We start from the raw sequence: 13,992 nt of genomic DNA, 5'->3' as shown, positions 1-13,992 counted from the left end.
GATGTTCCTGAGCCTCGGTGCCGAGCTCGTCGACCTCTCCCGGCGCCCGCTGGTCGTGGGCATCCTCAACCGGACGCGCGACTCGTTCCACGACCGCGGTGCCCACTACGCGCTCGACGCCCTGCTCGCGCACGCCGAGCGACTCGTGGCCGACGGTGCCGACGTGCTCGAGGTCGGGGCGCGTCCGGGGGGTGTCGGCGTGGCCGGTGTGGGGCCGGACGAGGAGCAGGACCTCGCGGCGGGGACGATCGCCGCCCTCGGTGCCCGGTTCGACCTGCCACTGGCGGTGGACACCACCCGCGCGGGCGTCGCGGCCGCCGCGTTCGCCGAGGGCGCCGTGCTGGGCAACGACATGAGCGGGTTCCGCGATCCGGGCTACCTGCCCGCCGCCGTCAGGGCCGGCGCGGCCGTGGTGGCCACGCACATCCGCCGGCCGCCGGGGGTGCCCGACCCCGACCCGGTCTACGGCGACGTCGTCGGCGAGGTGACCGGGTGCCTGGCCGACCTGGCGCAGCGTGCGCTGACCGCCGGGCTGGACCGCCGGCAGGTCGTCGTCGACCCGGGCATCGACCTCGGGAAGACCTGGCAGCAGTCGTTGCGGCTGCTCGGGCACCTCGGGGAGGTGGCGGCCCTCGGCTTCCCTGTGCTCCTGGCGGTCTCCAACAAGCTCTTCCTGCGCCGGGCCCTCGGCCTCCCCGATGCCCCCCTCGACGTCGCCACCGCGGCGGCGTGCGCCCTGGGGGCCGCAGCCGGCGGCCACCTGGTCCGGGTGCACGACGCCCGGGTGGGCCGCCAGGCGGCCGATCTGGCGCACGCGATGCGGTCGGCCGGCTGAGCACGACGAGTCCGCCGGCCGACCGCGGTCGGACGGGGATCAGCGCGTCCCGCGGCTCCGGCGGACCGCCATGCCGGCGGCGACGGCGGCACCCACGAGGGCGGTGCCGCCCAGGGCGAGGAGCCCCTGGTGCTCGGTCCCGGCCGTGCTGCCGCCACCGGCGGCGACGCCGCCGACCGGGGTGCGCTCGACCTGGGCGGTCGTCAGGGCCTCCGGCGCGGGGGTGCGCGACGGCGCGGTGGACGGCGCCGGGGTGGTCGACGGCGCCGGGGCCGCGGTCTCGGCGGATGCCTGGGTGACCGTGCCGCAGAGGACGGGTCGGGCCTCGTCGATCCCGGCGTCCGGGTCCTCGATCCGGTAGCCCACGAGCACGACGTCCTCGAGACCGAACGGGTCGACCTCCGCGATGTCGTACGTGCGCTCGATGGCGATCTCCCCGCCGTCGGTGACGACCGGCACCCGGTCGACGTCCACGACCGGCTCGGGGGCGATGTCGCCCTCGGTGGTCAGCGCCACCACCGGCTCACCGACGGAGGGAGCCGCCTCCGCACCGGTGGCCGCGCCGTCGGGCGGGCAGACGCCCTCGCCACCGGCGGTGAGGAAGGCTGCGACGGGGATCCCGGGTTCCAGGCCTTCGGCTGCGAGGCGGACCAGCAACGTCTGCGCCTCGTCGTCGAGGACGAGGTCGGCCTCCCCGGCCGCCTCGCCGTCACCGACGGAGTCGAGGACCACGACGGCCTCGACCTCCTCCGCAGCGGCGGGTGCGGCGACGGCGAGGCCCAGGGGAGCGGCCAGCGCGGCGACGATCAGCGGCTTGCGGTGCATGCGGTTGCTCCGTCCGTTCAGCGGTCCACGAGGGATCCGGTCGGTGCCCGCGCCGCTCGGCGGGGGCGTTGCTCGGCCTCCGGACCATTCCCGGCAGGAGCCCGCCCACCGCCGGGAGCGCCCTTCGTCACGGTTCTGCAACGCAGCCGTCTCAGGGGCGGCGACCGGCCAGCCCGGCCGCCCCCATGCCCCGCAGGGGACGCCCCACCACGTCCGCGGCCACCTCCAGCACCCGCCTGCGGACGCCCCGGTCGCGCCACCGGCCGGCGTCGACCCGTTCGCTGAGCGAGAGGTCGTCGGCGAAGTGGCGGTCGAGCACCCCCACGACCGCCGGGTCGTCGAGCACCAGTCCCACCTGCTCGTTGAGGGCGAGCGACCGGACGTCGACGTTCGTCGTGCCGACCAGCGCGACGGCGCCGTCGACGGAGACCACCTTGGAGTGCAGAAGCGAGGGCTGGTAGCGCCAGATCTCGACACCGGCGTCGAGCAGTGGCTGGAAGTCCAGCTCCGCCTGCAGGTGCACCGACGGTCGCTCCTGGTGCGGTCCGCTGACCAGCACGCGCACCCGCACCCCTCTTCGGGCGGTGTCGCAGAGCAGCTGGCGCAGCCACCGGGGCAGCCGGATGTAGGGCGTGGTGATCCGGACGTCCTCCCGGGCGACCTGCAGCAGCGCAGCGATGGCGACGGCCGCCTCGCTCCAGCCCGGCTGCGACGACGTCCGGAGCACCTGGACGGCCGTGGTGCCCGCCGGCGGCAGCTCCGGGAACTCGTCCTCCGCCGAGACCAGCCCGCCCGGGAGGCGGACCTGCGCCTGCATCCAGGCGGACACGAAGGCCGCGCGGAGGCCCGCGACGGCCGGTCCCCGGACCCGGAAGGCGGTGTCCCGCCAGTCCCCGGGCTGGCGGCCGTTCCCGGTCCACGTGGAGTCGATGCCCGTCCCCCCGGTGAACGCGACCTGCTCGTCGCACACCAGCACGCGGCGGTGCGTGCGCATGTTCCAGGCGGTGACCCGGAAGCTGTGCATCGGCCGGTAGAAGTAGACGGTGCACCCGGCCCCGCGCAGGGCACGCAGGTCGCCCCGGTCCATGTGCTTGGCGCCGTAGCCGTCGAGCAGGACCCGGACGCGCACGCCGTCCTGGGCGCGCTGGGCGAGGGCTCCGGCGACCTCGTGGCTGATCTCCCCGCCCCGCCAGGAGAACCAGAGCAGGTCGACGCTGCGTCGTGCGGCGGCGATGGCCTCCAGCAGCGCCGGGAACGTCTCGTCGCCGTCCCTCAGGACGTCGACCCTGTTGCCCTCGGTGAAGGGCACGCCCAGCAGCGACTCGACCACCCGCCGGGTGGAGACGCCGGCGACCTGGCAGCCGGGCACCGCCGTCACCCCGCGTACGGGGTCTCGGGCCCGCGCGGGGAGGCGTCCGGCACGGTGACGGTGACGTCGAGGCCCGGCACGAACCGGCCGTCGGCGTCCCCCTGCCGGCGGGCCGTGGCCAGCTGCTCCGGCTCGGCCTCGTTGCTCTCCTCCATCGGCGGGACGACCGACGGGGTCGTCCGCTCCGCCACCACCTGTCCTGCGGACACGGGGATCTCCTCTCGCTGGGGTCGTGCCGGTGGACGGCTATCCCGGACCCGCCGGCGGAAACCGCCCGGCCGCCGCTGTCACGGCTTCGACACGGAGCACCGGCCCGGGGCGGTGCGGGCGGGGCCGCGCCGCTCACCCCACCGGCCGGACAGCGGACAGGCGCACCCCGCTGGCCGGGCCCGCCGGCATCCGTGACAGGTCGATGCTCAGGTCCTGCAGCGGGACGTCGTAGGTCATGGCCGCGGTGAGCAGCCGGACGGCGCGCTCGACGACCGTGATCGTGAGCCACTCGCCCGCGCAGCGGTGCCCCGCCTCGACGTCCCCGCCGCCCTGGGGGACGAAACTGTACGGGCCGCCGTCCCAGGTGGCGAACCGCTCGGGCCGGAAGGCGGCCGGCTCGTCCCACAGCCGGCGGTCGTGGTTGGTGGCGTAGACGTCCAGGAGGAACCAGTCACCGGGCCCGAAGTGGCGGCCGCGCCAGTCGAACGGCTCGCGCACCCGTCCGCCCACGGCCGGGAAGAACGGGTAGTAGCGGCGGACCTCCTGCACGAACCAGCGGCGGTACTCCTCGTCGGTGGCGGCGCGGGCGCGGGCATCGGGGTGCTGGGCGAGCGCGAGCGCCGCGAAGACGACGTACCGCGCCACCGCCACCGTCGGGCGGAGCACGTTGATCAGCTCCACCCGCGCGACCTCCGGGTCGAGCAACCGGCCCTCCTCGTCGCGGTACGAGGCGATCACGTCCGCGGCCCGGCCCTCCTCCACGGGGAGCGCACCGCTGCGGATCCGGTCGATCACCGCACCGGCCCAGCGCTCGGCCCGGTGCCGACGGACCTGCCCGCGGAGGTTCCGCGGCCCCACGGCCCCGGCGCCCGCCACCATCGCGGCGAGCTGCCGGGTGCGCTCACCCACCTCGGCCGGCGTGAGCGGGATCCCGGCCCACGCGCACACGGCCCGGCAGAGGACCTCGTGGACGGCGTCGAGCAGGACGACGTCGCCCGTGCCGGCCCACCGTCGCACCCCGTCCCGCCACTCGCCCTCCACCCGGTCGGCCAGGTCGTCCAGCGCGGCAGGGGTCATGAGAGACAGGAACATCGCCTTGCGGTGGCGGTGCGCCGACCCGTCCAGCATCTGGACGCTGCCCAGGTCCTGCAGGAGCGTCACCACCGTCGGTGGCAGCGCCCGGCGGCGGGTCATCCGGTCCGGTTCGTACAGCAGCCGCGCCGCCTCCTCGCCATAGGCCATGACGGCCGGCCGGAGCATCAGGCGCGTCTCGAAGACGTCGGTCCCCACGGCGGCGAAACGGTGGGTGCCGAACGTGTACCCCTCGCGGAGCAGGGCGAGGCTGCTGTCGGCGGCGCCCACGCGGGGGATGTCGTCGGTCACGGGTGGATCTCCTCTCCTGACGAACCGTGCCGGGCCCGGCGTCGGTGCCCGGACGGCAGCCCGCTGCAGACGGCCCGTTCAGCCCAGCGCGCCGAACGGGTGCCACTCCTCGGCCGCCGGGGCGCGCAGGGCGGCCGCGGCGCGCAGCCGTTCGTCCAGGAGGTGGTCGACCATCCGCGATCTGCAGTCGATCGTCACCAGCAGGGTGGCCTCGAGATCGGCGAGCTCCTCCTGGCGCCGCCGGATCTCGGCGAGCTCCCGTTCCGCGTCCAGGCGGACGCTGCGGCTGGACCGGAGGTCCCCGTCGATGGCCGCGAGGCTCCGGGGCTGCGGCGCGGACGAGGTCGGTCGGGACAGGACGGGCTGGGACATGGCGACCTCCGGGATACGGCGGGAGCGGCCGCGACGTCGGCGGCCGCTGCGCCGGATGTGCCCGTCCGCGCGGCGGTCACAGCGATCCGAGCCGTGCTGACACGGATCTGCAAGAGGACCGCAACAGAACCGGGGGCCGGTGCCGGCAGGAGAGGCCCGGACCGCGTCGCCGCGGACCCCACCCGGGAGGCGCCTGCTCCTCGCCCCCGCCCCGTGACCGCTCCGTGACCATGTGGCGGATCGGTGTCGGATCCGTGTCGGTGCGCGCACACACCGCGCCCCCCTGCCGTGCAGCGGGCACCTGGTGCGCCGTCCAGACCGACATCGGCCGGGCTCCGACCGGCCGGATCCCAGAGGGGGAAGCATGACCACGAACGCAGCACGAACCACGTCCACCGGCAAGCAGCGGGCGGGCCGAACCGCGACCGCGCTCGCCGCCGCCGTGCTGGGCCTGGGCGGCCTCGCGGCCTGCAGCGACGACTCGGCCGGTCCCGAGGCCGGCGGGGTCACCGCCGACGACCTCCAGCAGGTCGAGGACCAGCTGGCCGGCCTCGACGAGCGGGTGGGTGCCCTCGAGGAGGGCGTCGGCACCGAGGCGCCCGTCGACCCGCTCGGGGCGGAGGACGACACCGCCGCGTTCTTCGAGGACAGCCAGTCCTACGTCGGCCAGGAGGTCACCGTCAGCGCGGAGGTCTCGGAGATGGTGACGACCACGGACGTCGGCAGCGCCTTCCGGATCGCCGGCGAGTCGGGCGACCCGATCGCCGTCGTCTCGGCCTCCCAGACCGCGGAGATGGACGCCAACGACGTCGTCCAGGTCACCGGCACCGTCGTCCAGGTGCAGCGCGACACCTTCGAGCAGGACTTCGGCGTCGCCTCCGACGAGCTCTTCGAGGACGCCGACGCGTGGTTCCAGGAGGAGGAGGGCTCGGTGGCCATCTCCGCCGACAGCATCGAGGTGCTGCAGGAGCAGGGCCAGAACGACTGATCCGCTGACGCACGCGGCACGCGGTGGAGCGCCGGGAGCGGTGCTCCACCGCGCCGTCGCGGTCCGCCCGGCCGGTCGTGCCGCGGTGGCCGAGGATGCGCAGGTACCCCGTTGCCGCTCCCGGCACGGCAGGGACGGGATCACCAGGACCGGAGGAGCGACTGTGCGGACGGGACGACGGCGGTGAACTGGTGGTCGAGGCGGATGTCGCACGTGCCGCAGGACGGCGTCGGTCGCCCCGCGCCGAGGGCCGTCGCGACGCCCTCCCGGGGCGATCCCCCGCCCGCGGCACCCGCCGCACCGGCTTGGGCGGTGCGGACCCTCGTCGTCAGCGCCGCGCTCCTGGCCCTGGCCGGGATCGGCTGGCTGCTGTTCTGGCTGCTGCTGCGGCTGCCGCTGGTGACGGTCGCCATCGCCGTCGCCCTGCTGCTCACCGCCATCGTCGCGCCGATCACCCGGTGGCTGGCCCGCGGGCTGCCCCGGGCGGCCGCGGCGCTGCTGTCGGTGCTCCTCCTGTTCGGGGTGCTGATCGGCGCGGGCTTCCTCGTCGGCTTCCGCGCCGCGGACCAGCTGCGCAACCTCACCCGCCCCTTGGCCGCCGGGATCGACCGGATCCGGGTGTGGCTGATCGACGGGCCGCTGGGCCTGGACCCGCAGCAGGTCACCGAGGCCCGCAACGCCCTCGTGGACCGCCTCTTCCGGCTCGCGCCCGAGCCGACGGCGGCGGCGAGCATGGCCCTCTACGTCCTGGCCGCCGTGATCCTGGTGGCCTTCCTGACCTTCTTCCTGCTCAAGGACGGAGCGTCGATGTGGGCCTGGGTCCTGCGGCTCGTGCCCGCCCGGCGGCGCGGCCAGGTGGACGGCGCCGGGCGGACGGCGTGGACGACGCTGTCGCAGTACGTGCGGGGCGTCGTCATCGTGGCGCTCATCGACGCGGCTGGGATCGGCTTGGCCCTGGTCATCCTGGGCGTGCCGCTGTGGCCCTCGCTCACCCTGCTGACCTTCGTCGGCGCCTTCATCCCGCTGTTCGGCGCGACCGTGAGCGGGGTGGTGGCCGTGCTCGTCACCCTGGTCACCAACGGCCTGACCGATGCGATCATCGTGCTGGTCGCCGTCCTGGTGGTGCAGCAGGTCGAGGGCAACATCCTGCAGCCGATCATCGTCGGCCGGACGCTGCGCCTGCACCCGGTGGTCATCCTGGTCTCGGTGACGGCCGGCTCGCTGCTCTGGGGCCTCGCCGGCGCGCTGCTGGCCGTACCGCTCGTGGCCGTCGCCTACCGGGTGCTCGACCACCTGCGCGAGAACCCGCTCACCCCGTCCGGGACGGCGCCCGCCGCCTCGGACGGAGCGACCCCCGCACGGGACCCGGCAGCGGCGCCCGCACGGCGACCGGCAGCGGGCGCGGCCCTCCCGTAGCCGGCCCGGCTCAGCCGGACGACTGCCGCACGACCCGCACCTCGCGGGCGGCGACCGCGATCTCCCCGCCGAGCTCGGCGAACAGGGTCTCGGGGTCCTCCGCCAGCACGTCGGCGGAGATGCCGAAGTCCGCCTCGAAGGAGTCCCGCTGGACCCGCCCGACGGGTCCGGTGACCCGCAGGACGTCGCCCAGCTCGAGGTCACCCGGCGGGGTGACCGTCACCACGCCGACGGTGGTCCCGTCCCCGTCGCCGAGCCGGAACGCCGCTCCCACGTCGGCGACCGACACCAGCTGCACCACCTCGGCGGTCACCGTGACGTCCTGCCCGACCAGGGGCTCGGGGTCCTGGAACAGGCCGGCGGGGTCGTCGAACGGCTGCTCGGCACCCCCGTCCGTCGCGGGCTCCTCGTCACCGGACGCCGAGGGGTCCTCCGTGGGTGGGGCCCCGCTGGGGGCGGCGGACGGGGGCGGCTGCTGCTCCAGCGCCTCGACCCGGTCGCGAAGCTCGTCGACCTCCTCCCGCAGCCCCTGCACCTCGGCCTCCAGCGCCGGGGACGTCGCCCCGGCCCCGCAGGCGGCCAGGCCCTCGAGCGCGAGGGCCAGGACGAGCGCGGCCCTGCGCCCGGGGCCGCCGGCGGCTCCCCCGCGCCTGCCCGCACGCGTCCGTCGCTGGGCCACCATGCCCTCTCCTCGCTCGTCCGGTGCGCCGGGCTCGGCTCTCGGCGCCGTGTCCGCGCTACCCCTCATCCCGCACGCCGACCCCCGCACCAGACCGTGGTCGCAACCCGCCGTCCACCGCGGCGGGGATCGTTCCGCCAGCGTGGCCCCTCCGCGCGCCCGGGAGCAAGCCGGGGAGTGGACGAGCCGGGCACGTGACGCCCGGTGCGCCTGGTCCAGCGGGCCGTCGCCCACCGCTACCGTGCCGGGGGTGATCCTGCCCGACCGGGACGACGCCTCCGCCTGCGCGACGTGCGGCCGTCCCTGGACGGACGTGGACGGCGGCCGCAGCTGGGTCCACCTCGAGGTCACCCGCCACGACGAGGCCGACGAGTTCCGCTTCGTGGATGCCGACTTCTGCACCCAGCAGCACGCCGCCCAGTGGCTCGCCCGGCCGCTCCCCGATCCGACGCCCCCCGCGCCGCACGCGTCGACCTGGCGCGACCGTCTCGCCGCGGCCTGGATCGTCCTGCTCCTCGGGCTCGGGGGCGCGCTGATGGGGCTGGGTGTCTGGACGGCGGGGCGGTTCGTCGTCGACCTGTTCTGAGCGGACGCCGGCGCCGGAACCCCTCCCCCGGGGCGCGGTCGTTCTGCCAGGGTCGGGGCATGGCGCACCGGGGCGCGAGCCGGCTGGTCCACGAACTGGGGAGCCTCCTGATCGGCGCACCGCTCCCCCTCTCGGTGCGCTGCTGGGACGGCTCCGAGACGCTCGTCGACGGCGCACCCACCCTCGTGGTGCACCACCGGAGGGCGCTGCGCCGCCTGGTCCACGCGCCGGGAGAGCTGGGCCTGGCCCGGGCCTACGTCAGCGGCGACCTCGACATCGAGGGGGACCTCTACGCCGCCCTGAGCTTCCCGGACGACCTGCCGTCCCGGCCCGACCTGCGCCTGGACCGGCGGGCGCTCGCCCGGCTGGCGCGCCCACTGCTCCGGCTGGGGGTCCTCGGGCCGCCTCCGGCGCCGCCGCCGGAGGAGGCCCGGCTGCGCGGCCTCCGGCACTCGCTGCACCGCGACCGCAGCGCCATCACCCACCACTACGACGTCGGCAACGACTTCTACCGCCTGCTGCTCGGCCCGTCGCTGGTCTACAGCTGCGCCTACTTCCCCGAGCCCGGCGCGACGCTCGAGCGCGCGCAGGAGGCGAAGCTGGACCTGGTCTGCCGCAAGCTCGGACTGGAACCGGGGATGCGGCTGCTGGACGTCGGCTGCGGGTGGGGCTCGCTGGCCCTGCACGCGGCCTCCCGGTACGGCGTCTCGGTGGTGGGGGTGACCATCTCCGGCGCCCAGGCGGACCTGGCCCGCCGCCGGCTGGCCGACGCCGGGCTCGCCGACCGCGTCGAGGTGCGGCTGCGGGACTACCGGGAGGTCGACGACGGCCCGTTCGACGCCATCGCGTCGATCGGCATGGCCGAGCACGTGGGCCGCGACCAGCTGCCCCGGTACGCCGGCCGGTTGCACGACCTGCTCGCGCCGGGTGGCCGGCTGCTCAACCACGCGATCGCCCGCGGCCCCGCGGCCGGCCCCGACCGCCCCGACCCGGGGTCGTTCCTCACGCGCTACGTCTTCCCCGACGGCGAGCTGCAGCCCTTGGCCACGCACGTGCAGGTGCTGGAGGAGGCCGGCTTCGAGGTGTGCGACGTCGAGGCGCTGCGCCGGCACTACGCGCTGACCTGCCGGGCGTGGGTGCGCAACCTGGAGGCGCACTGGGACGAGGCCGTGCGGGCGTCCTCGCCGGGGCGGGCACGGGTGTGGCGGCTCTACCTGGCCGGCTCGGCGCTGGCGTTCGAGCGCCACCGGGTCGGGGTGAACCAGGTCCTCGCCGTGCGGCCGGGCGGGGACAGCCGGCTCCCCCTGGGCCGTCCCGACTGGAGCCGCTCGACGGTGGACGCCGGCACCGCGTGAGCTAGTCGGGCAGCGCGACGGGGCCGAGCTCGGCGAAGACGTCGCCGGGGCCGGGGTTGCCCGCGTGGGTGCGGCCCCCGAAGTGCCGCATGATGCCCCAGACCGCGTTGAGGGAGGTCTGCACCGCGCCCTCGACCCAGGCCGGCGTCCACGAGACGTCGTCGCCGGCCAGGAAGATCCCCCGGTGGTCGGGCGGGAAGTCGTCCTGCACGAAGTGGGAGTACATCCGGTGGTTGTACCGGTAGTGGCCCGGCAGGGCGCCCTTGAAGGCGCCGAGGAAGTGCGCGTCCGCCTCCCAGGAGATCGTGACCGGGTCGCCGATGATGTGCTGCGCGATGTCCAGACCGGGGTAGATCTTCTTCAGCGCCCCGAGCGCCAGCCGCACGCGCTGGTCCACCGGGTAGGGCAGCATCTTCAGCGCGTCGCTCATCCACGAGTACGTCAGGCAGATGACACCGGGCTTGTCGTCGCCGTGGTCGAACAGGTACGTGCCGCGGGTGAGCCGGTCGGTCAGCGTCATGCTCATGACGTCGCGGCCGGTCACCGGGTCCTTGTCCTTCCAGAACGGCCGGTCGACCATCACGAAGGTCTTGGACGACTGCATGTAGCGCGTGCGGTCCAGGGCCGTCCACATCTTCTGCGCGAACAGGCTCTCGTCGCAGTCGATCTGCGTCGTCAGCAGCCAGCTCTGGCAGGTGACGAGCACCGCGGGGTACCGGGCGACGTGTCCCCAGGCGTCGGTGACGGCGAAGGCGCCGTCGGCGTCCCGGGCGATGGCGGCGACACCGGCACGGGGGCCGCCGGAGTGCAGCTTCGCCAGCGTCGTCCCGGCCGGCCAGTGCGCGGGCGCGTCGGGGGCGTGGTTCCACAACCCCCACGGCACCTGCTCCACCCCGCCGACGACGAAGCGCTGGTCCTCGTCGCAGTTGGTCATCACCACGCGGAAGATCTCCAGCATCGAGTTCGGGAAGTCGGAGTCCCACCCGCCGGTGCCGAAGCCGACCTGGCCGAACACCTCCCGGTGGTGGAAGGACAGCCGCGAGAACGCCTCCGAGCTGGCGATGAAGTCGTAGAAGGTGCGGTCGTCCCACAGGGGCACGAGCTCGTCCCACAGCGCCTTGAGCGACTTCACGTCGCGCGCCCGGATGGCGTCCTGGATCTCGGCGAACCCGACGGTCTGCAGTGCGTCGGCCCACGCCGCCGCCACCTCCCGGAACAGCGGCGGCAGGGCCTCGGAGGACTCCGCGTAGTGCGTCTCGCCCTCGATGTCGATGACCGTGCTGCCCGACGCCGGCGTCAGCGGGTTCGGGAAGGGCCTGGTCTCCAGGCCGAGCAGGTCGACGTAGCGGTAGAAGGCGGTCGACGACACGGGGAACCGCATGCCGCCCAGCTCGGCGACGATCTCCTCCGGCGCGCCCTCGAACCGGGCCGACCGCAGCCGGCCCCCCATCTGCGAGGCCTCGTAGAGGACCGGCTTGAGGCCCAGCTTCATCAGCTCGTACGCCGCGACGAGGCCGGAGATCCCGGCGCCGACGATGGCGACCTCCTCCCCGTGCCGCTCGGGCGGGACGGCCCCCAGGCCCGAGGGGTGGGTGATCCAGTCGTCGAACGCGAAGGGGAAGTCGGGGCCGAAGATGGTGATCGGCGGGCGGTCCTCGTCCTGAGCGTCCTCCCGATCGGGACCGATCGTCATCGCCTCTTCCCTCCTCGCCCGCACCGGCTCCCCGTGGCGCGCTGCACCCTACGGGGAGCGGTCCCCCGGTCCGGCGTCCTCACGCGAGCAGCGCCGCCATCCGCTCGCGGAGCGCGGTCGCGGCCGAGTAGGGCCGGACCATCACCGTGAGTTCGGTCAGGACGCCGCCGCGGCCGCGCAGGATGTCCACGCCCTGGAGCGTGCGGTCCCCGACCCGGGTGTCGAAGGCGAGGACGTGCCCGCCGTCGGCCGCGTAGGAGGCGGTGTAGCGGAAGTCCTCGAAGACGGACATCACGCCGGTGAGGATCGCGTGCAGCGCCCCGGTGCCGCGGTAGGGCTCGTGGACGATCGGCGACAGGAAGACGCAGTCGTCCGCGAACAGCCGCACCGCGGCGTCGACGTCACGGCTCTCGACCGCCGCCCGGAAGGCGGCGAAGGGGTCGGTCGGCACGGTCGTTCCTCTCTCGATGGCTCCACCGGTCGTCGGGTGGCCGATCACCGCGCCACCGGAGGCACCCTCCCACCAGCGCCCCGGCGGGACCACACTGCGGGGGTGGCGACCTCGGAGGACGTCCGGCGGTTGGTCGCCGGGCTGCCGGACACCGACGAGCACCCCTCGTACGGCGGGCAGCCGTCGTGGCGGGTGCACGGCAAGGGCTTCGTCTGGGTGCGGCCGTTGCGGGCGGCCGACCGCGCGGCGCTCGACACCGCGGCGCCGGACGAGGAGGAGCCGGTGCTGGGGGTGTGCGTGGCCGACGAGGGCGTGAAGGCCTCGCTGCTCGCGGCGGCGCCCGGCGTCTTCCTCACGACGCCGCACTTCGACGGGTACGCCGTCGTCCTGGTGCGCCTCGGGCGGATCCCGGTCGACGAGCTCGCGGAGCTGGTGGAGGACGCGTGGCGGGCGCGTGCGCCGCGGCGGCTGCTCGCCGAGTTCGACGGCCGCGGGAGCACTCCCTGACCGCTCGGGTGCCGAGCCGCCAGCGGCGGGACCGATGAGATCGCCGGAGTCCACCGGTCTGAGCTCCCGCCCGGTCACGGATCAGGAGGACGCATGCGGAAGATCGTCGTGCAGATGACGCTGTCGCTGGACGGCTGCTTCGAGGGGCCGGACCACGACCTGAGCTGGCACCTGGTCGACGAGGAGCTCCACGCGCACTTCAACCAGCAGCTCGCGACGATGAGCGCATTCGTGGAGGGCCGGGTCACCTACGAGCTGATGGAGGCAGTCTGGCCGACCGCCGACCAGAACCCGGACTTCCCGCCGGTCATGCAGGAGTTCGCCGGCATCTGGCGCGCCACGCCGAAGATCGTCTTCTCCCGCACGCTGGAACGGGTGGGCCCCAACGCCACGCTGCGCGCAGCGGTGGACCGACGAGATCCGCGCGCTGAAGCAGGAGCCGGGCGGGGACATGACGCTCGGCGGGGTGGACCTGGTCCAGACCTTGCGCCGGCTGGACCTGGTCGACGAGTACCGCCTCTACGTCAGCCCGGTCGTCCTCGGCCGCGGCCGGCGGCTGTTCGAGACCGCCGACGGCCCGACCGAGCTGGATCTGGTGGAGAACCGGCGGTTCGGCAACGGCGTCGTCCTGCTGCGCTACGCCGTCCGCCGGCCCTGACAACGGCGGTCCCCCGACGGTGGCCCCGTCAGCCGGCGGCCGTAACCACGTGCGTCATGAGGACGCCGGGCGGGGGTGCGCGAGCGCGGCGGTCACCGACTCAGGCGACCTTGTACCCCTCGGGACCGACCGTGAGCTCGCCGTCGCGCGGATCGGCCGAGAACACGAGTACCGCCTCACGCCGGCTCTCCGGCGGAACGTAGGCGACGCTCGCGGAGGCCTGCTCGACCTGACGCCCGTCCCGGGTCAGCTGACCGCTGAGCTGCACCGTCTCGGCCGTGGTCCCACCGTCGTTGCGCACCCGTAGGTGCACCTCATAGCCGGAACCTGCCTGCTCGATGGCCGTTATCTCGACGACCAGCTCCGGGCCGCTCTCCCGGACCGCGACGGCCTGGTAGCCGAGGAAGGCGATCAGCAGCAGCACCAGCACTCCGCCCAGGCCGCCCGCGGCGTACTCGGCCGCTGACGTGGCACCGGGGCCCTGGTCCTGGGCGTCCTCGTCGGATTCGGGCATGGGCTTTCCTCTCGTCACAGGATGAGCCGGGCCGCCGCGGCGCCCAGGCTCGCGGGGAGGGCCAGGACCACCGTCTCGGTGACCACCATCAGCAGCCCGGTGTCGTCGAAGCGGCCCAACGTCCACAGGAGGTACGCCGACACGCACACCG

The 13,992-nt window shown here is 74.8% G+C and carries 18 protein-coding genes and 1 pseudogene; 8 read left to right on the top strand and 11 right to left on the bottom strand.

Annotation, left to right across the window (positions count from 1 at the left end; all coding sequences use genetic code 11):
• Position 1 precedes the first annotated feature (1 nt).
• Positions 2 to 835 carry a dihydropteroate synthase gene (folP, locus tag ACI79P_RS17680; RefSeq protein ID WP_456582367.1) on the top strand — a complete coding sequence of 278 codons (834 nt, stop codon included), beginning with the start codon at positions 2 to 4 and terminating at the stop codon, positions 833 to 835.
• Between the two features lie 39 nt (positions 836 to 874).
• Here folP and ACI79P_RS17675 read toward each other — a convergent pair whose 3' ends face one another.
• The 5 genes from ACI79P_RS17675 to ACI79P_RS17655 form a co-directional block, all read right to left on the bottom strand.
• A complete protein-coding gene (locus ACI79P_RS17675; protein ID WP_456582366.1) occupies positions 875 to 1,660 on the bottom strand; it encodes a hypothetical protein in 786 nt (261 codons plus the stop codon).
• A 151-nt stretch (positions 1,661 to 1,811) separates the two neighbouring features.
• Complete coding sequence (locus tag ACI79P_RS17670; RefSeq protein WP_456582365.1) at positions 1,812 to 3,029, bottom strand: phospholipase D-like domain-containing protein; 1,218 nt, start codon at positions 3,027 to 3,029, stop codon at positions 1,812 to 1,814.
• A 5-nt stretch (positions 3,030 to 3,034) separates the two neighbouring features.
• A complete protein-coding gene (locus ACI79P_RS17665; protein WP_456582364.1) occupies positions 3,035 to 3,238 on the bottom strand; it encodes a hypothetical protein in 204 nt (67 codons plus the stop codon).
• Positions 3,239 to 3,371: 133 nt separating this feature from the next.
• On the bottom strand, positions 3,372 to 4,622 hold the full coding sequence (locus tag ACI79P_RS17660) for a cytochrome P450 (protein ID WP_456582363.1): 1,251 nt from the start codon (positions 4,620 to 4,622) through the stop codon (positions 3,372 to 3,374).
• A 78-nt stretch (positions 4,623 to 4,700) separates the two neighbouring features.
• Positions 4,701 to 4,994 (bottom strand): hypothetical protein, encoded by a 294-nt coding sequence (locus tag ACI79P_RS17655; RefSeq protein ID WP_456582362.1) that lies wholly within the window; start codon positions 4,992 to 4,994, stop codon positions 4,701 to 4,703.
• Between the two features lie 364 nt (positions 4,995 to 5,358).
• Here ACI79P_RS17655 and ACI79P_RS17650 point away from each other — a divergent pair, with 364 nt between their 5' ends.
• On the top strand, positions 5,359 to 5,982 hold the full coding sequence (locus tag ACI79P_RS17650; RefSeq protein WP_456582361.1) for a hypothetical protein: 624 nt from the start codon (positions 5,359 to 5,361) through the stop codon (positions 5,980 to 5,982).
• Positions 5,983 to 6,294: 312 nt separating this feature from the next.
• A complete protein-coding gene (locus ACI79P_RS17645) occupies positions 6,295 to 7,398 on the top strand; it encodes an AI-2E family transporter (RefSeq protein ID WP_456582360.1) in 1,104 nt (367 codons plus the stop codon).
• 10 nt (positions 7,399 to 7,408) lie between these two features.
• On the opposite strand, the gene ACI79P_RS17640 is transcribed toward ACI79P_RS17645, so the two are convergent.
• Positions 7,409 to 8,080, bottom strand: a complete 672-nt coding sequence (locus ACI79P_RS17640; protein ID WP_456582359.1) for a bZIP transcription factor — start codon at positions 8,078 to 8,080, stop codon at positions 7,409 to 7,411.
• A 247-nt stretch (positions 8,081 to 8,327) separates the two neighbouring features.
• Between ACI79P_RS17640 and ACI79P_RS17635 the strand changes: the two genes are divergently transcribed.
• Together ACI79P_RS17635 and ACI79P_RS17630 are read left to right on the top strand one after the other, a co-directional pair.
• Positions 8,328 to 8,663 (top strand): hypothetical protein, encoded by a 336-nt coding sequence (locus ACI79P_RS17635; protein WP_456582358.1) that lies wholly within the window; start codon positions 8,328 to 8,330, stop codon positions 8,661 to 8,663.
• Positions 8,664 to 8,722: 59 nt separating this feature from the next.
• Positions 8,723 to 10,018, top strand: coding sequence for a class I SAM-dependent methyltransferase (locus tag ACI79P_RS17630; protein WP_456582357.1), 1,296 nt, complete (start codon positions 8,723 to 8,725; stop codon positions 10,016 to 10,018).
• A gap of 1 nt (position 10,019) precedes the next feature.
• Here ACI79P_RS17630 and ACI79P_RS17625 read toward each other — a convergent pair whose 3' ends face one another.
• Both ACI79P_RS17625 and ACI79P_RS17620 read right to left on the bottom strand, forming a co-directional pair.
• Entirely contained in the window at positions 10,020 to 11,711 is a 1,692-nt protein-coding gene (locus ACI79P_RS17625; protein ID WP_456582356.1) for a flavin monoamine oxidase family protein, read from the bottom strand.
• 79 nt (positions 11,712 to 11,790) lie between these two features.
• Positions 11,791 to 12,162 (bottom strand): nuclear transport factor 2 family protein, encoded by a 372-nt coding sequence (locus tag ACI79P_RS17620; RefSeq protein ID WP_456582355.1) that lies wholly within the window; start codon positions 12,160 to 12,162, stop codon positions 11,791 to 11,793.
• Between the two features lie 102 nt (positions 12,163 to 12,264).
• Between ACI79P_RS17620 and ACI79P_RS17615 the strand changes: the two genes are divergently transcribed.
• Positions 12,265 to 12,669, top strand: coding sequence for an MmcQ/YjbR family DNA-binding protein (locus ACI79P_RS17615; protein ID WP_456582354.1), 405 nt, complete (start codon positions 12,265 to 12,267; stop codon positions 12,667 to 12,669).
• A 93-nt stretch (positions 12,670 to 12,762) separates the two neighbouring features.
• Positions 12,763 to 12,981, top strand: a pseudogene (locus ACI79P_RS17610) (dihydrofolate reductase family protein); the annotation flags it as partial.
• Here the strand turns inward: ACI79P_RS17610 and ACI79P_RS17605 are convergent.
• Entirely contained in the window at positions 12,918 to 13,061 is a 144-nt protein-coding gene (locus tag ACI79P_RS17605; RefSeq protein WP_456582353.1) for a hypothetical protein, read from the bottom strand. The pseudogene ACI79P_RS17610 and the gene ACI79P_RS17605 sit on opposite strands and share 64 nt — an antisense overlap.
• Before the next feature lie 59 nt (positions 13,062 to 13,120).
• Here ACI79P_RS17605 and ACI79P_RS17600 point away from each other — a divergent pair, with 59 nt between their 5' ends.
• Positions 13,121 to 13,327, top strand: a complete 207-nt coding sequence (locus tag ACI79P_RS17600; protein ID WP_456582352.1) for a dihydrofolate reductase family protein — start codon at positions 13,121 to 13,123, stop codon at positions 13,325 to 13,327.
• Positions 13,328 to 13,427: 100 nt separating this feature from the next.
• Here ACI79P_RS17600 and ACI79P_RS17595 read toward each other — a convergent pair whose 3' ends face one another.
• Both ACI79P_RS17595 and ACI79P_RS17590 read right to left on the bottom strand, forming a co-directional pair.
• Positions 13,428 to 13,841 carry a hypothetical protein gene (locus tag ACI79P_RS17595; RefSeq protein WP_456582351.1) on the bottom strand — a complete coding sequence of 138 codons (414 nt, stop codon included), beginning with the start codon at positions 13,839 to 13,841 and terminating at the stop codon, positions 13,428 to 13,430.
• A gap of 14 nt (positions 13,842 to 13,855) precedes the next feature.
• Positions 13,856 to 13,984 carry a DUF2391 family protein gene (locus ACI79P_RS17590; protein WP_456582428.1) on the bottom strand — a complete coding sequence of 43 codons (129 nt, stop codon included), beginning with the start codon at positions 13,982 to 13,984 and terminating at the stop codon, positions 13,856 to 13,858.
• Positions 13,985 to 13,992 lie beyond the last annotated feature (8 nt).

The organism is Blastococcus sp. SYSU DS0510 (assembly GCF_054050835.1).
Note: the sequence above shows the minus strand (reverse complement) of the source record. Positions and strands in the feature narration are given on the sequence as shown.